The sequence below is a fragment of the Trichocoleus sp. ST-U2 genome (genome assembly GCF_039961875.1).
Classification (GTDB): domain Bacteria; phylum Cyanobacteriota; class Cyanobacteriia; order Cyanobacteriales; family FACHB-T130; genus FACHB-T130.
On record NZ_JAMPJY010000033.1, the window covers coordinates 44,592 to 67,875 of the forward strand.

Below are 23,284 nucleotides of genomic sequence, written 5' to 3' on the forward strand. Positions count from 1 at the left end.
TTGGTGATTGCATGGACACGCTAGTTGGCAAAACTTTGCAGGGTGGCAAATACACTCTCGATCGAGAACTGGGACGGGGTGGCTTTGGCGTTACCTTTCAAGCCACCCACCACTACTTGGGGCAACCTGTAGTCATTAAAACGCTCAACGATTCCCTCTGTCGGCATCCTGACTTTGCCAGATTTGGGCGTCAGTTTCAGGATGAAGCAAGACGTTTGGCGTTGTGCGTCCATCCCAATATCGTTCGGGTTAACGATTTCTTTTTGGAAGCTGGGTTGCCCTACCTGGTAATGGACTATATTGCGGGTCAAACTTTGCAAGAGGTCGTGTTTCCGGACAAGCCGCTGCCAGAGTCCGCTGCTATCCACTTCATGCAGCAGATTGGGGCAGCAGTCAAAGTGGTGCATCAAAATAATCTGCTGCATCGGGATATCAAGCCCCAGAACATCATTCTGCGCCAAGGAACTCAAGAGGTGGTGCTGATTGACTTTGGGATTTCGCGGGAGTTTACGCCAGACTCAACCCAAACTCACACAAGTATTGTTTCCGAAGGGTATGCCCCCATTGAGCAGTACCTGCCCCAAGCAAAGCGCACCTCAGCGACGGATGTTTATGGGTTAGCCTCCACACTTTACGCGCTGTTAACGGCAACAGTACCAACGCCTGCGGTACTCAGAGACAGGCAACCGATGCCAGCGCCCCGCGACTTAAAACACTACCTAAGTCCGGCGGTAAATCAGGCGGTGATGCGCGGGATGGCTGTTGATGCTCAATATCGACCTGGCAGTGTAGATGAGTGGCTGTCTCTGTTGCCGGATCTTCAGTTTGGAGGTTCCACTGCCGAAACAATGCCGCCAACTCATACAGTGGCAACTATCCCAGCGATCTCTCCATCACCGCCTAGAGGCGAAGCTTTGGTGGGAAAAAATTCGGGTTCAAGAAATGGAGGCGCGATCGCTTCGCCCGTACCAGAAGAGAGAAACCATCAATCCAGTTCTTCCTTCTTCCGAAATCCCCGCAGTCTTTTCATTGCTACAGGAATCGCGATCGCATCCGGTTTAGCGATCGCGTTGAGTTCTGTCTGGCGTCAGCCTCAACCGCCCGACGCTTCCCCTGTTGCCCAACCGGAATCCCAGCCGCAAAATCAGCCACAAGAGGCACAAACTGTCACTCCCGAATCCGTAGAGAAAGTCAATAGCACTGCTGCTGAGTCTGAACGGAAACCCGTTGAAGTTCAAAAACCCTTCCGCAGAAAATCGCAGCCGCAGCGCGTTAACCGGGATGTTCCAGCCTCAAACACTTCATCGAAATCCTCAAACTCAAACAAGCCGCGATCGAGTAGTGAGGCGAACAAGAATGCCGGACAGCCAGAAATAGAACCTCAAGAGCAAAAACAGCCGGTTTCTACATCCGAACAAATCCCACCGGCTGCTATCAATCCACAATCTTCTCCCGCTTCGGAGATAACGCCGCCATTCCCTCGCAGCGATCGCAAGCCGACTAATCCGGAACCTTCATCTTCTGCACCAGAGACTTCCGCACCGCCGAATTCAGTTGTTGTGCCCATCACAAAACCAAAACCAGAAACTCAATCCCAACCGGAATCGGAAAAACCGGAAAAACCGGAAAAACCGGAAAAACCGGAAAAGCAGGAAAAACCAGACAAGCCGGAAAAACCGGACAAGTCAGACAAACAGAAGGATAATTAGCTGCTGCTTCTATCGACATTTGTACAGTTGGCAGCGATCGCCTTTCCCTCTAAATTTGGGGTGCCAACCGCCGATTAAACCGAACTTAATCGTTCGGCTATTACTCCCTAAAACTGTCTCTGGAAACCTTCTTAAATCCGGTCATTCCTTCAACAAATAACTATAATAGGATATGTAAGACAGGGGGCCTTAATGGTTTCGACAGGTTGGCGAACGCTGCCCCGTGATTCAGGTCGAGAGTGAGTCTTCTCTCGTTAATACTGGACTCAAAAAAAAGTAACTGCGAAAAACAACATCGTAGCATTCGCTCGTCAGGCAGCTGTCGTTGCCTAAAAACCTCATCTTAGGTTTCTGAGCGTCTGTAGTCTGACTCCGTTAAGGGCTACAGAACAACCCCAACGGATGCGATAGCAAGTCGTCTCTGGTAGATTTGCTAGCTAAGACCTCATCAGAGAATCCTGTCATCCGGGATAATGGATGGTTCCCGCCTTGAGGGTTAGATAGGCTAAGCCTGTGAATGAGCGATAGGTTAATACCCAATTTGGACACGGGTTCGATTCCCGTAGGCTCCACTTCTAATTACTTTTTAAAACCACCTTCTACCCAAAAGTACAAGGTGGTTTTTGCTTTTAATAAATTTAGTTTTAATTATTTTAGGTTAATCGTTTAGAGTCAACTTTCCTGGAAAGCAGATCTAATAACACTTTTGCGTGTTGGTGTCCATTCTTCGACGGAAATCTCAATAGACTTTGACTTGACACTTTGTTATATATTGCTTAATCTGTCATTAACTTATTCTTAATCATTTTGACGCGGGACTTTTACCAAAACACGAGCGTAACCTCGTGCCATTTGTGCTGGATATCGCGATCGCTAGCCGAGAAATCCCGTACACTTCCTGCTTTTTAATCGCCCATTATCACTCAAATAGCACTTTAAAAATTCGGGAAATTTTTCAACTCTCCGTTTCACCAAGCTTAAATTTTTTAAGAGAGGTTTCAAAATGCAGTTTTTCATCTCTCCAAAGAAAGCTAGGAGATTTCTGATTTTCGCAGTCATAGGGTTCATCTTTGCCAGCCTTGCCAGTCAGTTAACAAGGCACTTCTTATACCAGCAAGGTTATAAGCTCTTATGGTTGAATAAAGTAGTAGAGTTATTCAACGTCGATCGCGAGAAAAATTTTCCAGCATTGTTTTCAGCATCGCTGTTATTACTTTGTTCAATTTTGCTAGCGGTTATTACCTACGCGAAGAAAACTGAAAGCGATCGCTATACCTTCCACTGGGGCGCTCTGTCGGTTCTTTTTCTCTTTCTATCAGCAGACGAATGGCTAAGTTTCCATGAAAAGACGATTGAGCCACTTCGAGATACATTCAAAGCTACCGGATTTTTATACTATACTTGGGTACTTTTCGGCATCGCTTTTGTCGTTCTTACCTTAATATTCTTTTTAAGATTCCTTGCTCATCTTCCCGCAAAGATACGGCGTTTATTTCTGATTGCCGGAACTTTCTTTGTTGGAGGGTCGATTGGCATGGAGTTAGTGAGTGGATTTTACGTATATCACTATGGTCGTTTAATTTGGGGAGCCACTTCAACCAAGCAGACAATACAGGCGATTGGATATATGCTGATGTCAAGCTTGGAAGAGTGCTTGGAGATGGTCGGTGTTGTTCTCTTTATCTATGCAGTGATGTCTTACATGAGTTCCTATGTCAAAGAAGTGCAAATCCGCATTGAGGAGGAAACACCGACGGTTCCCTTAATGAAGTACCCAGAAAAAGTTTAAATCTCAATTTACCCAGCTTTTGATTCTGGTGCCGACTCAGCCTCTAAAGAGGCTAGTTTCGCCTTGCTGTGATGCCGCATAGATTCTCCCACCGTAACGTTTAACTGATCGCCAATCAGCAGTACTAGAGAACTCATATACAGCCATAGCATTAAAACAATAACGGCACCTACTGCACCATAGGCTTTGTTGTAATTACCAAAGTTAGAGACGTAAAGCCGAAACAAAGCTGATATAATCGCCCAGGATACAGCCGCTACCATTGCTCCTGGCATAATCGGGGTTCCAGCAACCCAGCGGCTAGGACCATAGCGATAGATAAAAGCAAAGGCTGAGGCGACAATGCCTAATGCCAAAGGCCAGCTAAAAAGCCGCCAAATACTTAACAATTCCAATAATCCACTTTGGCTGATTAATAGCTTCACAATCAGGTCGCTAATAAATACTAAAAAGGAAGCAATAATCAGCAGGACAATGGTACCAATTGTTAGAGCGATAGAAATTAATTTGGCTTTCCAAAAGGGTCGGGTTTGTTCTAGCGGAATCTGATGGATTTGATCGAGAGCGGTCATGGCGGCACTCAGCGCCCCAGAAGACGCCCAAATAGCTGCAACAAAACTGAGGGAAAACAGCCCTTGATTTTGCGATTGACTGATTTCGCGGGCAAAACCTTCAATAAGGAAAAGAGCTTCTTGAGGAGCAATTTCACTCAATTGCTTAGCTAACCCTTCAAAAGTGTCTGATGAGGATTGAAACAGGCCAATTGCGGTCAAGATTGCCAAAATGGCTGGAAACAAAGCTAACATGGCGTTGTAGGCCATTTCTGCCGAAAGTCCTGTTAACCGCCGTTGGGCTACGCGCTGGAAGGTTTTCTTTAAAGTCGCCCAGCTGAGATGTCGAAAGAAACGGAAAAAACGGATTGAGGAGCCTCTAAGAGCAGCATAGGCTAAGAACGAGCGCATTATTGTTTGATTCCGTATACAACGTTTTCTATACTGTGCCAAATCAACTACTAAGGTTACAGGGGTTTTGTAAAACTATCGATAGTGTGTATGACAAATCGGCAAATTTTGTTAAAAATTGATCGTTGTAACCGATGAGGAGTCGTTATTAATGGCCCACGAGGTAGCGCAGTGGTTGGCTGAAATTAAGACCCTGAAACAGCAGCTAGCAGAGTTAGAGCGCGATCGCGATGCGGCTTTGGAAAGTGCGGCAAACTGGCGTCAACTGTATAACACAGAAGCGCAGCAACGCCGAACTGAGGCAAAGCTAGCTCAACAACAGATTGAAAAGCTCAAAAGTCAACTACGGCAACTCCAGAGTTCACCGCAACCCACAGAGGACAACCCGGGTGCTGTGGAGGCGATTCGTGCAGAAGTAGAACAACTAGAAAATTTGGAGGAGTTGAAAGCGAAACTAACCGAGGCGATGGTTGAGCGCGATCGCCTTACCCAGGCTTTAAAATCTGAGCAGACCAATCATGCACAAACCCGCAGAAGTTTAACGACTGCGATTGGGGATACCCTCGATCGACTTAGTCGGGAGCGCATAACCCGCCAACCAGCGGCATCAGGCCAATCAGCTCCGCGCGGTCAGTGGGTAGGAGTAAGTACTCAAGCTAGCAAAAACAATAAACAAACCCCTCCGTCTTCACAAGAAGAGGAGGGGCGCAATCCCGGCTCAAAAGCTTAAAAGGTGTAAAGTTCCCTCCTTAACCACCGCAATAAGGAAGGTTTGGAGGGAGCGCACACTTCAGAAATAATCTAATGAAACTGAGCCTAACTACTCAAAATCCCATTACCTGAGCCACGGTCGCTAAATCTGGCTCAATTCCCTGTTTAAACGAATTTTCGCTATGTTTAATTGCCGTATCTGGGTCTTTTAAACCATTCCCAGTCAGGACGCACACTACGGTAGCGCCTGCGGGAACTTGATCTTTTACTTTCAGAAGTCCAGCGACGGAAGCCGCACTAGCCGGTTCGCAGAAAATGCCTTCTTCGGATGCCAAGAGACGATAGGCTTCTAGAATTTCGGCATCTGTTACCGCATTGAACTGACCCATGCTGGCTTGTTGCGTAGCGATCGCCCGTTCCCAGTTAGCAGGATTACCGATGCGAATAGCGGTTGCCAGGGTTTCTGGATTCGGCACTGCCTGACCTGTAACCAGGGGAGATGCGCCAGACGCTTGGAATCCCATCATTCGGGGCAAGCGATCGCATTTCCCTTCCTGATGGTATTGACAAAATCCCATCCAGTATGCTGTGATATTTCCGGCATTCCCTACGGGGATGCACAGCCAATCGGGAGCATTTCCTAACGCTTCTACCACTTCAAAAGCAGCAGTTTTTTGTCCTTCTAAGCGATAGGGATTTACCGAGTTCACCAGCGTGACGGGGTAATTTTCTGCCATCTCCCGTACAATTTCAAGCGCCCGGTCAAAATTTCCTTTAATTGCCAAAACTTCCGCCCCATACAGCAACGCCTGAGCTAACTTGCCTAGCGCCACGTAACCATCGGGAATCAATACAAACGCTCGCATTCCGCCCCGACGGGCATAGGCAGCAGCAGCGGCTGAAGTGTTGCCGGTACTGGCGCAAATGACGGCTTTGGCACCAGCTTCCTTTGCTTTAGAAATTGCCATCGTCATCCCCCGGTCTTTAAAGCTACCAGTGGGATTGAGACCGTCATACTTCACCAACACGCGCACCTGTTTACCCACAATCTGAGAGATCGCGGGAACCGGGATCAATGGAGTATTGCCCTCCAGCAGTGTTACGACTGGCGTTGTGTCCGTCACCGGCAGATATTGCCGATATGCCTCAATCAGTCCAGGCCAGGACTGCCGTCCAACAGGGTTACTTAGGGCAGGAGAATTCGCAGCAGATACAGTTAAAGCCACAGGAGTCAGAGAGGGGAAAGGGATTGCCAAAGTGGGTTCGCTCCAGAGTTTGTCTATAAAAAACCGACCCTTGAACTAAACCCACTCTTCTCAAAATGGAGAGGGGAGACGGGGAGAAGTTCACCCCTGTCATTTATTCTCTCTCCTTCAACAGAAGCTAGAAGAAATTTTCGTTTTCTACGCTACTTTAATTGCGGATTTCTTCAGGCTTTTGCCTTCTGACTTCTGTGTTCTCGCTTTTCACTTCTGGTTTGGGACGCTTAATCAGCTTTGGCTTAGTAGAGATTCCCCGATCGTCCATTGGTGTCTCTTGTTCGCTGGACATCCAAGAGGGACGAGTTTGGTCGTACACCATTTGTAGTGCTGCTGCCGCGATCGCATGGGCGTCGTATTCTTCACTCAATTGCGCCACGACAGGCAAGAATGAAGCCATGCGCTCTCCGCTCAATACTTCGCGTACTTGAGCTTGCAGTTTTTCCAGACGTCGTCCTTCGATCTCCGCCCGTGTGGGAATTTGGACGATTTTCAGGGTTTGTCGGACTTTGCGCTCAATTAGCACCAATTTCCGACGATCCATCGGTTGAATCAGGGAAATGGCTGTTCCTGCGTTACCAGCGCGACCTGTACGCCCGATCCGGTGGATGTAGCTTTCCACGCTATCTGGCAGATCGTAGTTAATCACATGGCTCAGGTGGTCAACGTCTAAACCCCGCGCCGCAATATCGGTGGCGACTACCCAGCGCACTTGGTGTTGGCGGAACCTCATCAGCAGCCGTTCCCGGGCTTGTTGATTGAGGTCGCCGTGGTACTCGTCTACACTGTGACCGGCAGCTTGCAGTTGGTTGGTCAGTTCTGCGGCTGTCTTGCGTGTCCGCACAAAGATTAGGGCAGATTCGGGATCTTCTAGTTCTAGGATGGGCAGCAAGGCGCGAGATTTTGACCAGCCGCGGGGCACCATGTACACCACCTGGTTAATCCGGGAGGGAGCGGCTTTGGGCTGCTCCACAGAGACGTTCATTGGCGATCGCAAGAACTTCGCAATCAATTTTTGAATGGTCGGCGGCATTGTCGCCGAGAAAAATGCCGTCTGACGTTCGGTGGGGACTTGCTTGAGGATGGTTTCTACATCATCAATAAAGCCCATGCTCAACATTTCATCGGCTTCATCTAATACCAGCCAGTTGACTTGATCGAGCTTAAGCTCTCCCCGGTTGAGCAAATCAATCACCCGTCCTGGGGTTCCAACTACGATCTGAACGCCCTGTCTGAGGCGCTGGATCTGCCGGTCGATAGCTTGACCGCCATATACTGTCAGCACGCCCAACCGCCGCTCGTTGCTAAAGCTGCGAATTGCCAGAGCAACTTGCTGAGCTAATTCCCGCGTCGGTGTCAAAATCAGCGATTGGACTGCGGGATTTTTAATGTCGATCCGTTCCAAAATCGGCAGCGAAAAAGCCGCTGTTTTGCCGGTTCCAGTTTGGGATTGTCCCACCACATCCCGACCAGCCAACAGATGAGGAATGGCTTGGGATTGAATTTGTGTGGGCGCAGTGAAGCCTAGTTTTTCTAGTTGCTGAATGCGAGCTTCTGAAAGGCCTAGGCTTGTGAACGAAAGGGTCATAATTTGTTGTTAGTTGTTAGTGTTCGAGAATTGTGAATTGCGAAGTATGAAGTTTTTAAGTATGAAGTTTGAAGTATGAATTAATATTTGCCTTGGTTCTTCAGCCTTCATTCTTGAGTTGTCATTCTTCATGCTTCGGGCTTGGCGACATGACCATACAGGTCGTAGATGTCAGTGCTTGTAATTTCCACCGATGCTATAGAACCTAATGGGACGTCGCCTTGGACGTAGACTAATCCGTCTACCTCCGGAGAAAATCGGGCAGATCGACCGATTAATTCCCCAGTTTCTGGATGTTCTTGCTCAATCAAGACATCAACCATCTTGCCGACACAAGCTTGATTTTTTCTCAAGGAAATTGGCTGCTGAACTTCCATCAAGGCATCCCTACGGATATCCATGACTTCTTGGGGCAGTTGATTGGGCAAGGTGAAGGCAGGGGTGCCTTCTTCTGGAGAAAAAGTAAACACACCTACATGGTCAAATTCATGGCGCTGGACGAACTGTAGCAAGTGTGCAAAATGCTCTTCCGTTTCGCCAGGGAACCCGACAATGAAAGTGGTTCGCAGTACAGCATCAGGCAGAGCTGTTTTAATCCGCTCAATAATTTGGTCGTTTACCTGTCCCTGCCAAGGTCGGTTCATGGCGCGGAGAATTTCCGGGTGGGAGTGCTGTAACGGCAAATCCAAATAAGGCAATACGTTAGGAGTCTCCTGAATTGCTTCGATGACGGCTGGTGTTAAGCCTGTGGGATAGGCATAGTGCATCCGAATCCACGGAATGTTAACCTTTCCCAACTCCCGTAGAAGTTCCGCCAGTTTTGGCTTCCCGTAAATATCCAGACCGTAGTTGGTAGTGATCTGGGAGATGAGAATTAACTCTTGGACTCCTTCCGAGGCTAGCTGATGGGCTTCGGCGACGATGGATTCAATGGAGCGTGATCGCTGATTTCCCCGGAGATGGGGAATAATGCAGAACGCGCAGCGGTAATCACATCCTTCCGCTACCCGCAGGTACGCGACACCTTCCGATGTCGTGCGGTAGCGAGGCGTTGTTTCATCGGCTATGTAGGTCGGCAGCTCTGAAACTTGCTTGACCCGTTCACCGCCTTCCACTCGTTGAACCACATCGACGATTTGGTGATAATCGCCGGTGCCCACCACGGCAACTGCTTCTGGCAATTCATCCAGCAGCTGCTCCTGGAAGTGCTGCGCCATGCAGCCTGTGATTACAATCTTTTTGTTCGCTTCCGCCAGTTCTACTAAGGTGCGGACAGACTCTGTCCTTGCAGCCTCAATAAAACTACATGTATTAACTATAACATATTCTGCTAATTCTTCATTACTGTCTACCTGGTACCCTGCCTGTACCAACAGACCTAACATATGTTCGGTATCAATACGGTTTTTTTCGCAGCCCAAGTGAGAAATTGCAATTGTTGGCTTATTGCCCATGCGGTTTAGATACGGCTAAAGAAATTCTGTTAGAAGCTGAAGCCAAAATATTATACCCTATTCTTGGCACAGCAGTGTATTACCCAGTGGGACGTGAGTGTCAAACTGGGAGGATCGGGTTTGGGTATGAAGATAGGAGTTGAGTCGTTGAAGAATCTATCTTCCACTCACCAACCAGAGTAGGGAACTGGATAGTGGTATCTACCCCTGTCTCCATTCTAGATAAAATTCTAGAATGGCATCATCCAAGATGCGATTCATTTCACTGCTATTTTTGCTGCTTGGAGGAGAAGAACCGACAGGTGTAGCAAGAATTCGCCGGTGTTTTCAGGTAGACAAGTGGACTTAAATCAAATCTTCAAGACACCGAATCCCATCATTGGCGTGGTTCATCTTCTGCCGCTGCCGACATCTCCCCGCTGGGGAGGTAGCCTGAAAGCGGTTATCGATCGAGCTGAGCAGGAAGCGACCGCGCTATCTGCTGGAGGCGTGAACGGCATTATTGTGGAAAATTTCTTTGACGCCCCTTTTAGTAAAAACCAGGTAGATCCAGCGGTCGTTAGTGCAATGACACTGATTATCCAGCGGCTCATGAACTTGGTGACGTTACCTGTAGGCATTAATGTATTACGCAATGATGCCCATAGCGCGATCGCAATTGCATCCTGCGTCCACGCTCAGTTTATCCGCGTCAACGTCCTCACCGGGGTCATGGCAACTGACCAAGGGCTGATTGAGGGCGAGGCGCATCAATTGCTCCGTTACCGTCGGGAATTGGGCAGTAATGTAAAAATTTTGGCAGATGTCTTAGTCAAGCACGGTCGCCCTTTAGGTTCCCCGAATCTGACCACAGCAGTGCAAGAGACGATTGAGCGGGGTTTGGCAGATGGCGTCATTTTAAGTGGCTGGGCGACGGGTAGCCCTCCGAGTCTAGAAGACTTGGAACTAGCAACCGCCGCTGCCAACGGGACGCCCGTATTTATCGGCAGTGGTGCCAACTGGGAAAATATTTCTACGCTGATGCAAGCCGCAGATGGCGTGATTGTTTCCAGCTCTCTCAAGCGCCACGGGCGGATCGAGCAGCCCATTGACCCGATCCGGGTCAGCCAATTTGTGGAAGCAACCCGACGCAGCTTTGCGACCAAAGCGGAACCCAAGCCAGTTTCTTCGGTCACTTATTAGTTGTTAGTTGCAGTTGTTAGTTGTTAGTTTTTAGTTGTTGGTTTTCTAAATTAACTCCAAAAAACTAACATCTCAAAACTTTTTACTGAGTTCTCTAACCTGCGATAATTTCGCGCTTCAGGTTTCTATCTCACTTCTCAGCCCTCCTACCTCAGTTCTGACATGAGCCGCCGACGTTCTACTCCCTGGATTCATCGCTGGTCGCGTCTGCTGATTGCGGCGATCGCTATTTTAGGTGCCTTAGTGACAGGCTATCTAACCGTAGTCAAGCTAACAGGAGGCTCTGCTGCCTGTCCCACCAGCGGTTGCAATCAAGTCCTCTCCAGCCCCTACGCCACCGTATTTGGTGTTCCCTTAACTTTGTTTGGCTTGCTGGCTTATGTCAGCATGGTCGCTTTTGCCCTCGCTCCAATGGCAGCCAACCCAGTTGAAAAAAAAGACCTGCATTCTCAACTAGAAAACTGGACATGGTTGCTATTATTTGCCGGTGGCACCGCTATGACGGTTTTCAGCGGCTACTTGATGTATCTACTGGCATTTGAAATCAAAGCCGTTTGTCTCTACTGTCTTGCCTCCGCTTTCTTCTCCCTTAGCTTGTTAGTGCTGACCTTGATCGGTCGCGCTTGGGAGGACTGGGGACAACTCTTTTTTACCGGGATCGTCGTGGCAATGGTAGCCCTAGTTAGCACTCTGGGCGTCTATGCCACTGTGAAGTCACCAGTTGCTTCAGGGGGTGGCTCTGCCACCACCGGATCGCAAACATTTCCCATTACCACCGTCTCTAGCTCCGCAGAAGTTGCTTTAGCGAAACATCTTGAAGCGGCAGGAGCAAAGATGTACGGCGCTTTCTGGTGTTCTCACTGCCACGATCAAAAGCAATTGTTTGGGAAAGAGGCATTCAGCCAAGTCAATTACGTTGAGTGTGCCGATCCCAATGCTCCACAAAAGCAGGCGGAAATCTGCCAAAAAGCGGGAATTCAAAGCTACCCCAGCTGGGAAGTCAACGGTAAATTGGTCGATCCAGGTGTGAAATCTTTAGAGACACTGGCTGATTTAACGGGTTATACAGGACCTCGCAACTTTCAGAACTCCTTGCCGGGACTTTAAATTTGGGTGCCATAGAAAATAGCGATGTCACCCGAAACGGAAAAAAAGATATTTGCCGTAGAATTATTTGGTCTTTTCAGCAGTTGCTAAAATTAAAACCGAATACTTCTACGGCAAAATCTTTGGCATGATGGGGTATCGTTTCATCATCCAATTATTTAGCACTTTACGGATAGCCAAAACAGCGACAACGCTGCTGTCTTAGTATTGAAGAAAGGATAATCAGCAACTCTGATTTTGAAAAAGTCTCTCATTGACCAGACTTAAAGTTTGCACCGAGCCATCTACACATACTGAGGAAAGTTGTATCACGATGGTGTATACAACAAAATTGTTTGGATAACCCTGCAACCAGGTCGATGGTAAAAAAAAGTATATGGACAAGATTGAAGCAACAGCTTCAACAAGAGCGCCGAGTACCAATCGCTTCGTCGGCTGTTGCAAGCTGCATCATTATCCTGCGGATGGCTGGACTGTTTCAATCCTGGGAGTTGGCAGCCTTAGACCAGATGTTTCTTTTGCGTTCTTCAGAACCAATAGACGAGCGCGTGGTAATTGTCGAAATTAACGAAAAAGACTTAAAGCACGTAGGACAATGGCCCATTCCTGACGCAGTCATGGCAACTTTAGTACAAAAACTAAATGCCTTTGAGCCACGAGCGATTGGTCTGGATATTTATCGCGATCTCCCAGTACCACCCGGTCATGTAGAATTCATCAAAGCTGTTCAAACGATCCCTAACTTGATCGGAATTGAACTATTGAAGACTGAAAAAAGCTTGGGTGTTCCACCATCCCCAGTACTAAACCGTCTCCAGCAAGTTGGTTTTAATAATGTGGTCGTTGATGCTGATGGTAAGGTGCGCCGTAGCTTTTTATATGCACACGTAGATAACAAACTACATACAAGTTTTGCGCTCCAGTTGGCGTTGATTTATTTGAAGGAAAAGGGAATTACTCCGAGTCCGTCGCGCGTGAACCCCGATTACCTACAGCTAGGTAGGGGTGTCTTCCCAGTTTTTAAATCAAATGATGGGGCTTATGTGACGGCTAATGCCCAGGGTTATCAAATATTAGCCAACTTTAAGCAACCCAATAGCTTTCAGATTGTTTCAATGGTAGATGTTCTGGAAAACCGGGTACAACCAAGCCTTCTACGCGATCGCATTGTGTTGATTGGTTCAACCGCACCCAGCCTCCAGGATTTTTTCTACACCCCTTACAGTAGCCGTCTCAACCAAGGCGCACAAAGGATTTCAGGTGTCGAACTCCAAGCCAATTTTACCAGTGCGCTCCTGAGCGCTGCTCTGGACGGACGTTCCTTAATCAACATCTGGCCCGATCTCGTGGAAGCCTTGTGGATTTTGGTTTGGTCCTGGATAGGTGCCTATATTAGTTGGCGATTGCGTCTCCCTAGAAAGTCTGGTCTCAGTATTTTAGCGGCTGGGGCTGGATTGCTCGGTATTTCCTACCTGGCCTTTCTCTTCGGTTGGTGGATACCGCTGATTCCTCCACTCCTGGGGCTTGTAGGGTCTGCGATCGCGATCGTGAGTCATCTGGCTTATTTGGAGGAGGAGTTAAAACGCTCTAAAGAGTTTTTGCAGAAGGTGATTAACACCATCCCCGATCCAATTTTTGTCAAAGACAAAGAACATCGTTGGATTATTTTAAATCAGGCATATTGCAAATTTATTGGTTATCCCCTAGAAACTTTACTTAAAAAGTCTGCTTATGAGTTTTTTCCTAAACATGAGGCTGAAGTTTTTTGGCAGAACAATGAGCAAGTTTTACAAGGTGGTGAGGAGCAAGAAAATGAAGAAGAATTTACGGATATCTTTGGTACAACTCACCTAATCGCTACCAAGCGATCGCTCCACAAAGATGCTGCCGGTAATATTTTTTTAGTTGGTGTCATCCGAGATATCACTGAACGCAAGCGGATAGAAGAAGAGTTGAAACGAACGGCAGAAGAGTTAATCCGTTCTAACGCCGAATTAAAGCTTTCAGAAGACCAGATGCGTCATCTGGCTTATCACGATCCACTGACTGGTCTACCTAACCGTAAACAATTCTATGAACGCATGGTTCAAGCTCTAGAATGGGGTAGTAGTAATAACCAGTTGTTTGCTCTTTTGTTTCTTGATCTGGATGGCTTTAAGCAGGTTAATGACACCCTCGGACATGACATGGGCGACCTGCTGTTACGGATGGTCGCTCAACGACTCACGGGTTGCTTGCGCGGCAGCGATACCGTCTCGCGTTTGGGTGGTGACGAATTTACAGTAATTTTACCTGCAATTAGTAGAGTTCAAGATGCTGCCAGAGTTGCAGAAAAGACTTTATCAACCCTATCTCAGCCTTTCATTCTCAACGGACAAACTATCTTCGTAACTGTCAGTATTGGTATTAGCATTTATCCTTTTAATGGGAACACTGTAGATACCTTAATTAAAAATGCAGACTCTGCTATGTATCGTGCTAAAGAACAGGGTCGCAATCGATTTCAATTCTTCTGATACTATTTTCTTGAGGAGTTGAAGTTTACTCGTTGTTAATTAATAAAAATGCCCTTGCTCATTAGTTATGAAACAGTTACTATTAAAGAATAACGAATTCATTAATCAATAAAGAAATTTAAAATTACTCGTAGTCTTTCTAAAAATATTGCTTTGACAACCGTAGATGACCTCTACAACCGGGCAACCCTGTTCAGTCTATGATCTATCCTGTTCAGGGGTGCTTTTGCCTTCATGGAAGGGACGTTCGCAGCCCGTTTTGATTTTGACTGGAGAATATTTAGAATCGCCCAGTCGGGTGAATGCACCCAAAGAAATAGTTGCAACGATAGGAATACAAGCTTCTGTTCTTCCCCAGCGATTTTAGAAACAGAAGCGATCGCCTCTAGTTGAACTGATTTCACGAGGTGTTCAAGATGAACGCAATTCCAACTTCTATGCGGATCGAGACCCACAACATTCTCGATGCAAGCGTTTATAGATTGAGCTAAAGGAGGAAAAGATGAATCCAACAGCAACCATTATTGAACCTGACAATCAAAAAACTCAACTCCTCAACCCTATTCAACGACCTGAGATTACCCATAGTCTTTCTGAAAATGTCGTTTTGACAACCGTAGACGATTTTTACAACTGGGCACGCCTCTCCAGCTTGTGGCCTATGATGTTTGGGACTGCCTGCTGTTTTATTGAAATGATGGGGATGTTTGCAGCCCGTTTTGATTTTGACAGATTTGGCTTGAAACCTTGGGCAAGTCCTCGTCAAGCTGACTTGATGATTACCGCAGGCACCATCACTATGAAAATGGCTCCAACATTGGTGCGCCTCTACGAACAAATGCCAGAACCCAAGTACGTCATTGCAATGGGTGCTTGCACGATTACCGGTGGTATGTTTAGCGCAGACTCACCAACAGCGGTGCGAGGAGTCGATAAGTTGATTCCGGTCGATGTTTATCTGCCGGGTTGTCCTCCCAGACCAGAAGCCGTGATTGATGCAATTATTAAACTGCGGAAGAAAATTGCCAATGACTCGATGCAAGAGCGAGATATTATTGCTCAGACTCATCGATACCACAGCATTCGTCACCAGATGAAGGCAGTTTCGCCAGCTGTTACGGGTGAATATTTAGAGTCCCCCAGTCGGGTGAATGCACCCAAAGAATTAGTTGCAACGATGGAAATGCAAGCCTCTATTCTTTCCCAGCCGATTTTAGAAACAGAAGCGATCGCCTCTAGTTGAACTGATTTCAAGAGGTGTTTAAGATGAACACAATTCCAACTTCTGTGCAGACCGAGACACCCGCCACGACCCACGACATTCTCGATGTACACCAAACACACTGTTGCATTGTCGGTGGAGGACCTGCGGGGGCTGTCCTAGCGCTTCTCGTAGCCCGTCAAGGCATCCCGGTGATGTTGCTGGAGGTACACAAGGATTTTGACCGCGATTTTCGGGGAGACACACTTCATCCATCGGTGATGGAAATCATGGATGAACTCGGTTTGGCGGATCGCTTGTTGCAGATGCGTCACACAAAGGTTCCTAGCCTTACCCTGATGACAACTGAGGGGCCGATTCGATTTGTTGACCTCAGTCATTTGAAGACGAAGTACCCCTATATCACCATGCTTCCGCAGGTACATTTCCTGGAATTCATCACAGAAGAAGCGAAACGTTATCCAAATTTTCAGCTAGTGATGGGGGCGAACGTCCAGGAGTTGATTGAGGAACACGGAGTTATCCAGGGTGTACGCTACCGGGGAAATGGTGGCTGGCATGAAGTGCGAAGTCAAGTGACCATCGGTGCAGACGGACGCTTCTCTCGCATCCGCCAATTAGCCGGGATGGAACCGATCAAGACTTCACCACCAATGGATGTGCTTTGGTTCCGCTTGTCTCGCAAAGCTGACGATCCCGAAGAGACAATGGGGCGCGTTGCTGGCGGTCGCCTTTTGGTTCTGCTGAACCGCTTTGATTATTGGCAGGTTGGTTATGTGATTCCTAAGGGTAGCTATCAACAGTTGCGGGAAGCGGGTTTAGAAACTTTGCGTCAGTCTGTAGCTGAGACATCACCCCTGTTTGCAGACCGGATGCAAGAATTACATGATTGGAGTCAAGTAGCGCTGCTTACCGTCGAGTCAAGTCGCGTCAAGCGTTGGTATCGCCCTGGTTTGCTGCTGATTGGTGATGCGGCTCACGTCATGTCGCCAGTTGGTGGAGTTGGCATTAACTACGCGATTCAGGATGCCGTGGTCGCGGCAAATGTGCTGAGTGAGCCGCTGAAAAAAGGACAGGTGCAAGAAAGCGACTTGGCAAAAGTACAGCGCCAGCGGGAGTTGCCGACGCGGATTATCCAAGCGTTCCAGTCTTTGGTTCAGCAGCGGGTTATTGCGAGGGCGATTGATTCAACGCAGACATTTAAGCCGCCATTCTTGCTTCGTTTACCGATTTTGCGCGACATCCCAGCGCGTTTGATTGCTTTTGGTGTTTGGCCCGTTCGCATCAAGAAAAGCTTAGAAGCAACTTAACTTGAATCGCACTGTTTAAAGACTTGTAGCGATGTACAGCTCTTTTTTAAAGGCGTTAGGGAGATTTCTTGCGGGCAAGTCGTAAAACGGTATTAGCGTGCAAAGGGTGTCAACTGGAAAGCTTGGGTTTTGCCCTGATAAGTACCGATGCCGACAATGACTCCGCGATCGCTAATGTCGGTAGCACTGGTTAAATTCCAACCCGAATCAGCCGGAATGACGTGATTCAGGTCAATCATTTTATCGCCGCTGTAAAGGAAGGCGCGAGGGATGCGGCTGGCATTCTCTGCTTCACCGACTACTTGCCCAAGATTGTTGATACTGTTAGCAATGCTGCTTTGTCCGCCTAAGGTGCCGAGATTTGTCATTTTGCCATTGTTGTAGAGGAAGGCTTGAGGTTGATGATTCGCGGTGTCTGCCACACCAACTATCTGACCTTGGTTGTTAATACTGTTAGCGGTGCTGCTTTGTCCGCCTAACGTACCGAGGTCAGTTTTTTGACCGCCGCTGTAGAGGAAAGCTTTGGGAATGCGATCGCGATTCTCTGCGGAACCAACGACTTGCCCGTTTTCATTGATGTCATTCGCGTAGCTATTCGCGCCCCCGAAGGTGCCGAGGTCAATCTTCTTGCCCTCGCTGTACAGGAAGGCGTGCGCTTGCGCGTTGCGAGTATCAGCAAACCCGACAACCTGACCTTTACCATTGATACTTCTAGCATCGCTGCTTTTACCCCCAAGGGTGCCGAGGTCAATTGTCTTGCCATTTTTGTACAAAAAGGCGCGATAGTTGTCATCAGTAAAGGTCATTACACCGACGATTTCCCCGTTCTCATTGATACTCGTAGCGGCGTTGTAGCGGCTATCCAGACTATTGATTTCGGTCATGTTGCCATCACGATAGATGAAGGCCTTTTGGGTACTATCGTTCGGGTTAAAAAAGCCAACCACTTGACCGTTGTTATTAATTTTTTTGGCAACGCTGGCACGGCTATTGAGGGTATCAAGATTGGCGATGTTGTAGCGTTGATTTACAGGAATTTGTGTCTGCGATTGCTGTGCCTTGCCTGATGACTCAAGGGTAACGCGGACAGCAAAAATTAATCCACCGAGTGCTGTAATAATACCTAAAATAGCGATCGCTTTATGAGTGAAATTCATTATTCCGCGATACCTGAAAAATCCAAGAGAAAGGCAAATATTGGTTGTGCCTGTTCTCCTCGACTAGCGATCGCTCGCGATAGTTGCTAATTCGATCGGAATCCCCCAATCGGATTAGTCATTTCTACTGGTATCCCGCTGCTTGCAACGTGAACAACCGCGCGTAGCGTCCTCCAGCTTTCAATAACTCCTCGTGACTTCCTTGTTCTATCACCTTTCCGGCTTCCAAAACTACAATCTTGTCAGCCATTCGCACCGTTGAGAAGCGGTGGGAAATGAGGAGAACCATCTGATTTTTTGTCACCGTCCGAAAGCGATCAAAAATCATCACTTCCGCTTCTGCGTCCATCGCCGCCGTTGGTTCATCCAATACCAAGATATCTGCTTTCGTTCGCATAAAAGCGCGAGAAAGGGCGATTTTTTGCCACTGACCGCCAGAAAGTTCCGTTCCTCCTTTAAACCATCGTCCTAACTGAGTCTGAAACCCGTCTGTCATCGTTTCGATAAAAGGTTTCGCCATGCCTTTTTCTGAGGCAATTTCCCAGTGTTTTTCGTCTTCTAAGTGGTTGACATCCCCAACACCGACATTCTCTCCTACCTTGAACTGGTAGCGAACGAAGTTCTGGAAAATCACGCCTATCCGTCGGTGCAGCACTTCAATGTCCCATTCCGGCAAATCCAAGCCATCAAGTAAGATGCGCCCAGAATCGGGGGCGTACAATCGAGTTAAAAGTTTAATCAGCGTGGTTTTTCCAGACCCGTTCTCTCCGACAATCGCTAGTTTTTCTCCTGGTTTCAGGTGTAACGAGACTCCATTTAAGGCGGGTTGAGGGCTTCCTGGGTAGGTAAAATAGACATTCTCAAAACGCACCCCATCATTCGGAAGTACACCCTGAGCTGCCATCCCCCAAGTTTTGGGGATGTCTTGTTCTAGAAACTCGTAGAGGTTGGAGAGATACAGGTTGTCTTCATACATTCCCCCAATGGAAGTGAGGGCGGCGGAGAAGGTAGACTGTCCTTGCCGAAACACCATCAAGTACATCGTCATGTCGCCGAGAGAAATCCGACCCGCGATCGCTTCTAGGACAATCCAGGCGTAGGCGACATAGAAGGCGGCGGTACTCAAACTTCCCAGCAAGTAACCCCAGAATCCTCGTCGTAAGGTTAAATCCCGGTCTTCGCCGTATAGTCGTGAGAAGATGTCTTGATAGCGTTGCAGCAACATCGGCCCCAACTGATACAGTTTCACCTCTTTGGCATAATCTTCCCGCGCAATCAGTGTTTCCAGGTAGTGTTGTTGGCGGGTTTCCGGCGATCGCCAGCGGAACAAGCGAAAAGCTTCCCCAGAAAAGCGCGTTTCGGCGATAAAGGCAGGTAAGGCGGCTACAACCAGGACTACCACTGCCCAAATCGAGAATTGCAGCAGCAAACCGCCGTAGGTGACCAGCGACAGACCACTCTGAATTAAGCTGAAAGTCCGGCTGACTAGCGATAAGGGACGGCTGGATGCTTCCATCCGCGCCCGATTCATCTTGTCGTAAAACTCGGAATCCTCAAAATGCGTGAGGTTGAGTGTAAGTGCCTTTTCCAAAATTAAGACATTCACCCTTTGACCCAGCAACACTCGCAGCAAGGACTGACAAACGGATAGACCTCTTTGACTACCTGCCAGCAACAGGACAGCGATCGCTTCTAATCCTACATAACCTAACGCTGTCCAGCGATCGCTTTGCAAGCCGGTTTGAGAAGCCAAAACTACCCCATCGACGATTAACTTGCTGACATAAGCAACAGCCCCTGGTAGCAAACCGGCGAATAAGGTGAAAGCGGCAAGAACGATCGTGAGAATGCGGCTGGTAGTCCAGACTAAACTAATCGCGCGATCGCTATATCGGAAAACTGCTAAAGATTGGCGTAAACGTTGCCCAATCAATCTGAAGAGATTAAATTTCTGACGACTCATAATCTATTTATAACGTCGTCTAGGTATCAGAACGAGCAACGGCAATCGTCCCTAGAGGCGGTAAAACGACTTCTAGATTGAAGTAGCGATCGCGCAACACTCCCGCAAGCGATCGCAATCCCCATTCTTCACTCCGACGATGACCAACGGCGATAACGCGGATTCCGGTTTCTTCCACAGCCGCTGCTGCTGGCTGTCGTAACTGTCCAGTAATGTATAGATCGGCACCCCGCACAGCCGCCTCGCGGATTAGCGCATCAGTCATTGCCCCAACGACTGCGACTCGCTGGATGTCGCTTTCACTACTCGCAAGAGTTTTATCGTATCTGCCGAAGATTTCCCGAACGCGATCGCAGTAACTCACAAAACTCTTTGCAGCAATTTCCCCAATCGTACCAATCGGTCGCCCTTCCTTTTCCCCCAACACCTCCAATGCACACATCCCCAGCACATCGGCAAGTCGAGGATTAAAACCCAGTGTCATTCGTTCGTCAAAAGCCAGATGATACGCCACCACCCCAACATCGGGTGCGAGTTGGCCCGCTTCCAGCTTCCAAGGACGATGTAAAAATAAAGCATCTATTCGTTGAGATTTTGCCCATTTTTCTAGTCCCGCCCAAGGTTCTAAGGCTAATCCTATCCGACGAATCGGGCGCGTTGATGGGTGATAAATGCCACCTTGGTCATCACCAAAGCGATGAACGGCAAAGAATCGATCTAAAAATTGTGCAATATCATCAATAACTATCATGCTCCCAGCCCGTGTAACTGTATTTGCGAGTGAATTTCACCTAAATCCGCACGAAATCTGACCCTAACATTGGAATTGAGTGAAAACAAAACTATCATAATTTGGCGGCTGGGCAGAGGAAAAGAAATTTGCACCCTCACAGGGCATTCAGAAATAGTTTTCTCTGTTGCTTTTAGTCCTGAGAAACAAATGTTAGTTAATGGTAGTAATGACAAGACGGCTATTATTTGGCGAGGTTATTAATGAAAGGGAAATGGCTAGTTCTACTGGAGGGCAAAGAATCCTATCTTAGGAATCTTACCGATTTACTTCGTTCACCCGAATGCAGTGTGATTAAAGAAGAGGGGAGTTATTACCTAAGTTCTTCACGCTTTGACTTGATAACAGATGAGGTTCAAGTGTGTGCCTGTGCCACTGAACTTTTGACGCGGATAAATGCAGCGGCAATGGTTTATTTTGGAGATGTTAAACCATTTACACTTGATGTCATTGTTCGAGTTGATGAAGACGGAAAGAGGAATCGAGAGTGTCTACTTTCAGCAACTTGGACTATTGAAGACTTCGGTTTCGATATCCAATGGGATGGAAGTGAGGACTTTTCCCAACACCCTAGCTACTTAGAAACTTGGATCAAAATTGCAGGTGCAGAGCCAGACGATAAAATAAAAAAAGTTTTTCGGATTTTAACTGAGCGTAAAGACTGGGTTAATCTTTACAAAGTTTACGAAGTCGTTCAAGAAGACGTTGGTAAAAGAATCACAGAAGATGGCTGGGCTACCAAAAAGAAGACAGAATGCTTCTCTCGGACGGCTCAGAGTCCTGGCGCGATTGGCGATGATGCACGTCACGGGGTTGAGAAGTCTGAGCCACCGAAGAATCCTATGTCCTTACTAGAAGCACAGCGTCTCATCATAGTAATTGTGAGAAAGTGGCTTGAGTGGAAATCCAAAGAACAGAAATAGTCAGTAGAGCCAACAACGCGATCGCCAACCCTGTTTTTGCTAGAAGGCAATCGCTCTCAACATCTCACGCTGAAATTTATAGCTAGGGATCGGTAGAACTGGAAATCGGATGGATCGAAGAAACTTGCTGCAATTTTTGCGCTTCCAGCACTTCTAGCCTAGCCAGCGATGTAGCCGCGTCTGCTAACTGTAAAGCCAGATTTACCCGACATACGGGATCTGTTGCTTGCCAAAGATCCCGCGACAGACAATGTACTCGATAGCGGAACATTTTAATGGAGTATGACGGGATGGCTTTAACAGTCATGGTTACAATCTCTTTTCTACAGAAGCTTGAATGTCTAGAAGTACCCGTGCTGGCTCTAGATAAACAAATGTCAGTATGATTACTTGTTCGTCCGTACTGATTGTCACATCATGAAGGACTTCTTGCGGTAAAACCCGTTCATGCCTCACCACTACAGTGTATTGCCCAATTGGCAGGTCATCAAAGCCCGCGTCTGCATGAATCAGGTCAATTGTCTCCTGAGCGATCGCTTGCCCATTTTGCCTAAGTAAAGCGATAAAGGCAATGCCATCAATTGAAGTCAGGGCATGATTCTCCTGATTGCGAATCATGACATAAATATCAGACATTCACTCAGACCTCTGTTTCCAGTTTCATGAGTGTATCCGATAACAAACGCGATCGCTTTTTGGTCTAATCAGCAGTACTTTGTTAAAAGTAGCACCACCAGCGAGATCGCTTTTGTGTTCAATAACGCGATCGCCGCAGTTACAGAAAGCCAGCTACAAGGTACCATTGCTGTAGCAAACCCCACTTGAGAGGCGCTATGTTCATCAGCCTGATTGCAGACTACGGAACCGGCGATCCAGCTTTTGCAGAGGTCACGCAACGTCTTTTGATGGCTTTACCTTCCTCCCAGATTCACTGCCTCTCGGTTCCTCCCTTCAGCACCTTGGCAACTGGTTTCTGGATTGCTCAACTCGGACTCAATCCTGGTCCCGAAGAGCGTCTCATTTATCACAACTGCGCTCCTCGCCAAGATGACCCAGAAGCACGGCAAAACAATGAAGGCGAGGGATTAACTTATGCGCTGTTGCCTAATGGCGTCAAAGTAGTGGGTGTGTTTGCTGGTTACACGCTCTCTTTTATCAAAGACCATGCTCAAGTTTTGCAAACAGTTAAGGTTTCTAGAGGCGGGTCGCAGTTCCGTTCGCGGGATGTGTTTCCTAATGCAGCGGCAGCGATCGCTCAGGGAGATACTAGCTATTTAGGAGAAGTCTTAAACCCTAGCCAAATCCCCGATGCACCGAGCGATCGCGTTGCCTGGATCGATGGTTACGGGAACATCAAAACCACAATTCCCGCTGATACCCTCAACCTAAAACCGGAAGAAAAAGTAGTGATTCGGGTAGGGGATGTCGTGAGCGATGCCATCTACTCTGACGGCAGTTTCCGCGTGCCGCAGGGAACTTTGGCGTTTTCACCGGGAAGTTCCGGCTGGAATGCTGCGAAGGATGGAAAGCCTATCCGTTGGATGGAATTATTTTTGCGAGGCGGCAATGCTTGGGAACGCTTCGGCAAACCCCGCGTGAATCAGGTAGTGACTCGTCTCTAAAAAGGGATTAAAAATTACCC

Annotated in this window: 22 protein-coding genes and 1 other RNA gene; 13 read left to right on the plus strand and 10 right to left on the minus strand. The window is 47.8% G+C overall.

The features are described 5' to 3' along the window. The first annotated feature begins 11 nt into the window (after nucleotides 1–11). The 3 genes from NC996_RS19840 to NC996_RS19850 all read left to right on the plus strand — a co-directional run bounded on the left by NC996_RS19840 (nucleotide 12) and on the right by NC996_RS19850 (nucleotide 3,498). A complete protein-coding gene (locus NC996_RS19840; protein WP_190687197.1) occupies nucleotides 12–1,709 on the plus strand; it encodes a serine/threonine-protein kinase in 1,698 nt (565 codons plus the stop codon). A 183-nt stretch (nucleotides 1,710–1,892) separates the two neighbouring features. After that, nucleotides 1,893–2,284, plus strand: a transfer-messenger RNA (tmRNA) gene (gene ssrA, locus NC996_RS19845). 560 nt (nucleotides 2,285–2,844) lie between these two features. Continuing rightward, nucleotides 2,845–3,498 (plus strand): hypothetical protein, encoded by a 654-nt coding sequence (locus tag NC996_RS19850; protein WP_190687200.1) that lies wholly within the window; start codon nucleotides 2,845–2,847, stop codon nucleotides 3,496–3,498. 8 nt (nucleotides 3,499–3,506) lie between these two features. Here the strand turns inward: NC996_RS19850 and NC996_RS19855 are convergent, their stop codons facing one another. Then, on the minus strand, nucleotides 3,507–4,460 hold the full coding sequence (locus tag NC996_RS19855; RefSeq protein WP_190428667.1) for a YihY/virulence factor BrkB family protein: 954 nt from the start codon (nucleotides 4,458–4,460) through the stop codon (nucleotides 3,507–3,509). Nucleotides 4,461–4,611: 151 nt separating this feature from the next. Here NC996_RS19855 and NC996_RS19860 point away from each other — a divergent pair, with 151 nt between their 5' ends. Further along, entirely contained in the window at nucleotides 4,612–5,190 is a 579-nt protein-coding gene (locus tag NC996_RS19860; protein ID WP_199303172.1) for a hypothetical protein, read from the plus strand. 94 nt (nucleotides 5,191–5,284) lie between these two features. Here NC996_RS19860 and thrC read toward each other — a convergent pair whose 3' ends face one another. The 3 genes from thrC to rimO all read right to left on the minus strand — a co-directional run bounded on the left by thrC (nucleotide 5,285) and on the right by rimO (nucleotide 9,472). Beyond that, nucleotides 5,285–6,397, minus strand: a complete 1,113-nt coding sequence (thrC, locus tag NC996_RS19865) for a threonine synthase (protein WP_190428669.1) — start codon at nucleotides 6,395–6,397, stop codon at nucleotides 5,285–5,287. A gap of 187 nt (nucleotides 6,398–6,584) precedes the next feature. After that, entirely contained in the window at nucleotides 6,585–8,018 is a 1,434-nt protein-coding gene (locus NC996_RS19870; protein WP_190428666.1) for a DEAD/DEAH box helicase, read from the minus strand. 128 nt (nucleotides 8,019–8,146) lie between these two features. After that, a complete protein-coding gene (gene rimO, locus NC996_RS19875) occupies nucleotides 8,147–9,472 on the minus strand; it encodes a 30S ribosomal protein S12 methylthiotransferase RimO (RefSeq protein WP_190428665.1) in 1,326 nt (441 codons plus the stop codon). Between the two features lie 339 nt (nucleotides 9,473–9,811). Between rimO and btpA the strand changes: the two genes are divergently transcribed. The 3 genes from btpA to NC996_RS19890 all read left to right on the plus strand — a co-directional run bounded on the left by btpA (nucleotide 9,812) and on the right by NC996_RS19890 (nucleotide 14,277). Next, the gene (gene btpA / locus NC996_RS19880) at nucleotides 9,812–10,654 is read left to right on the plus strand and encodes a photosystem I biogenesis protein BtpA (RefSeq protein WP_190415113.1); all 843 of its coding nucleotides are present in this window, start codon (nucleotides 9,812–9,814) and stop codon (nucleotides 10,652–10,654) included. A gap of 162 nt (nucleotides 10,655–10,816) precedes the next feature. Then, nucleotides 10,817–11,761 carry a vitamin K epoxide reductase family protein gene (locus NC996_RS19885; protein WP_190687202.1) on the plus strand — a complete coding sequence of 315 codons (945 nt, stop codon included), beginning with the start codon at nucleotides 10,817–10,819 and terminating at the stop codon, nucleotides 11,759–11,761. Nucleotides 11,762–12,120: 359 nt separating this feature from the next. Continuing rightward, entirely contained in the window at nucleotides 12,121–14,277 is a 2,157-nt protein-coding gene (locus tag NC996_RS19890) for a CHASE2 domain-containing protein (protein WP_190687205.1), read from the plus strand. A 173-nt stretch (nucleotides 14,278–14,450) separates the two neighbouring features. On the opposite strand, the gene NC996_RS19895 is transcribed toward NC996_RS19890, so the two are convergent. Next, complete coding sequence (locus NC996_RS19895) at nucleotides 14,451–14,681, minus strand: hypothetical protein (protein WP_190687208.1); 231 nt, start codon at nucleotides 14,679–14,681, stop codon at nucleotides 14,451–14,453. 98 nt (nucleotides 14,682–14,779) lie between these two features. Between NC996_RS19895 and nuoB the strand changes: the two genes are divergently transcribed. Both nuoB and NC996_RS19905 read left to right on the plus strand, forming a co-directional pair. After that, entirely contained in the window at nucleotides 14,780–15,520 is a 741-nt protein-coding gene (gene nuoB / locus NC996_RS19900) for an NADH-quinone oxidoreductase subunit NuoB (protein WP_190687211.1), read from the plus strand. 23 nt (nucleotides 15,521–15,543) lie between these two features. Continuing rightward, entirely contained in the window at nucleotides 15,544–16,809 is a 1,266-nt protein-coding gene (locus tag NC996_RS19905; protein ID WP_190687214.1) for an FAD-dependent oxidoreductase, read from the plus strand. 92 nt (nucleotides 16,810–16,901) lie between these two features. Here NC996_RS19905 and NC996_RS19910 read toward each other — a convergent pair whose 3' ends face one another. The 3 genes from NC996_RS19910 to NC996_RS19920 all read right to left on the minus strand — a co-directional run bounded on the left by NC996_RS19910 (nucleotide 16,902) and on the right by NC996_RS19920 (nucleotide 20,680). Further along, nucleotides 16,902–17,966 (minus strand): DUF3466 family protein, encoded by a 1,065-nt coding sequence (locus NC996_RS19910; protein WP_190687217.1) that lies wholly within the window; start codon nucleotides 17,964–17,966, stop codon nucleotides 16,902–16,904. A 124-nt stretch (nucleotides 17,967–18,090) separates the two neighbouring features. Next, nucleotides 18,091–19,929 carry an ABC transporter ATP-binding protein gene (locus tag NC996_RS19915; protein WP_190687221.1) on the minus strand — a complete coding sequence of 613 codons (1,839 nt, stop codon included), beginning with the start codon at nucleotides 19,927–19,929 and terminating at the stop codon, nucleotides 18,091–18,093. 19 nt (nucleotides 19,930–19,948) lie between these two features. Further along, complete coding sequence (locus NC996_RS19920) at nucleotides 19,949–20,680, minus strand: Nif3-like dinuclear metal center hexameric protein (RefSeq protein ID WP_190687224.1); 732 nt, start codon at nucleotides 20,678–20,680, stop codon at nucleotides 19,949–19,951. A 75-nt stretch (nucleotides 20,681–20,755) separates the two neighbouring features. On the opposite strand from NC996_RS19920, the gene NC996_RS19925 reads away from it, so the two are divergent. Continuing rightward, a complete protein-coding gene (locus tag NC996_RS19925; RefSeq protein ID WP_242037630.1) occupies nucleotides 20,756–20,923 on the plus strand; it encodes a hypothetical protein in 168 nt (55 codons plus the stop codon). After that, nucleotides 20,923–21,642 carry a hypothetical protein gene (locus NC996_RS19930; RefSeq protein WP_190687226.1) on the plus strand — a complete coding sequence of 240 codons (720 nt, stop codon included), beginning with the start codon at nucleotides 20,923–20,925 and terminating at the stop codon, nucleotides 21,640–21,642. Before NC996_RS19925 ends, NC996_RS19930 begins: the two co-directional genes overlap by 1 nt. An 82-nt stretch (nucleotides 21,643–21,724) precedes the next feature. Here NC996_RS19930 and NC996_RS19935 read toward each other — a convergent pair whose 3' ends face one another. Together NC996_RS19935 and NC996_RS19940 are read right to left on the minus strand one after the other, a co-directional pair. Continuing rightward, nucleotides 21,725–21,949, minus strand: a complete 225-nt coding sequence (locus NC996_RS19935) for a hypothetical protein (RefSeq protein WP_190428966.1) — start codon at nucleotides 21,947–21,949, stop codon at nucleotides 21,725–21,727. Nucleotides 21,950–21,951: 2 nt separating this feature from the next. Beyond that, on the minus strand, nucleotides 21,952–22,278 hold the full coding sequence (locus NC996_RS19940; protein WP_199292014.1) for a hypothetical protein: 327 nt from the start codon (nucleotides 22,276–22,278) through the stop codon (nucleotides 21,952–21,954). Nucleotides 22,279–22,308: 30 nt separating this feature from the next. Between NC996_RS19940 and NC996_RS19945 the strand changes: the two genes are divergently transcribed. Both NC996_RS19945 and NC996_RS19950 read left to right on the plus strand, forming a co-directional pair. Then, complete coding sequence (locus tag NC996_RS19945; RefSeq protein WP_190687228.1) at nucleotides 22,309–22,467, plus strand: hypothetical protein; 159 nt, start codon at nucleotides 22,309–22,311, stop codon at nucleotides 22,465–22,467. Between the two features lie 8 nt (nucleotides 22,468–22,475). After that, nucleotides 22,476–23,264: an SAM-dependent chlorinase/fluorinase gene (locus NC996_RS19950; protein ID WP_190427529.1), complete on the plus strand. Its 789-nt coding sequence runs from the start codon at nucleotides 22,476–22,478 to the stop codon at nucleotides 23,262–23,264. The last annotated feature ends 20 nt before the right edge of the window (nucleotides 23,265–23,284 follow it).

Coding starts and splice junctions, on each gene's coding strand:
- NC996_RS19840 (WP_190687197.1), top strand. CDS start 12: ATGGACACGCTAGTTGGCAAAACTTTGCAGGGTGGCAAATACACTCTC.
- NC996_RS19855 (WP_190428667.1), bottom strand. CDS start 4,460: ATGCGCTCGTTCTTAGCCTATGCTGCTCTTAGAGGCTCCTCAATCCGT.
- NC996_RS19860 (WP_199303172.1), top strand. CDS start 4,612: ATGGCCCACGAGGTAGCGCAGTGGTTGGCTGAAATTAAGACCCTGAAA.
- NC996_RS19870 (WP_190428666.1), bottom strand. CDS start 8,018: ATGACCCTTTCGTTCACAAGCCTAGGCCTTTCAGAAGCTCGCATTCAG.
- rimO (WP_190428665.1), bottom strand. CDS start 9,472: ATGGGCAATAAGCCAACAATTGCAATTTCTCACTTGGGCTGCGAAAAA.
- NC996_RS19885 (WP_190687202.1), top strand. CDS start 10,817: ATGAGCCGCCGACGTTCTACTCCCTGGATTCATCGCTGGTCGCGTCTG.
- NC996_RS19890 (WP_190687205.1), top strand. CDS start 12,121: ATGGTAAAAAAAAGTATATGGACAAGATTGAAGCAACAGCTTCAACAA.
- nuoB (WP_190687211.1), top strand. CDS start 14,780: ATGAATCCAACAGCAACCATTATTGAACCTGACAATCAAAAAACTCAA.
- NC996_RS19905 (WP_190687214.1), top strand. CDS start 15,544: ATGAACACAATTCCAACTTCTGTGCAGACCGAGACACCCGCCACGACC.
- NC996_RS19910 (WP_190687217.1), bottom strand. CDS start 17,966: ATGAATTTCACTCATAAAGCGATCGCTATTTTAGGTATTATTACAGCA.
- NC996_RS19915 (WP_190687221.1), bottom strand. CDS start 19,929: ATGAGTCGTCAGAAATTTAATCTCTTCAGATTGATTGGGCAACGTTTA.
- NC996_RS19920 (WP_190687224.1), bottom strand. CDS start 20,680: ATGATAGTTATTGATGATATTGCACAATTTTTAGATCGATTCTTTGCC.
- NC996_RS19930 (WP_190687226.1), top strand. CDS start 20,923: ATGAAAGGGAAATGGCTAGTTCTACTGGAGGGCAAAGAATCCTATCTT.
- NC996_RS19935 (WP_190428966.1), bottom strand. CDS start 21,949: ATGACTGTTAAAGCCATCCCGTCATACTCCATTAAAATGTTCCGCTAT.
- NC996_RS19940 (WP_199292014.1), bottom strand. CDS start 22,278: ATGTCTGATATTTATGTCATGATTCGCAATCAGGAGAATCATGCCCTG.
- NC996_RS19950 (WP_190427529.1), top strand. CDS start 22,476: ATGTTCATCAGCCTGATTGCAGACTACGGAACCGGCGATCCAGCTTTT.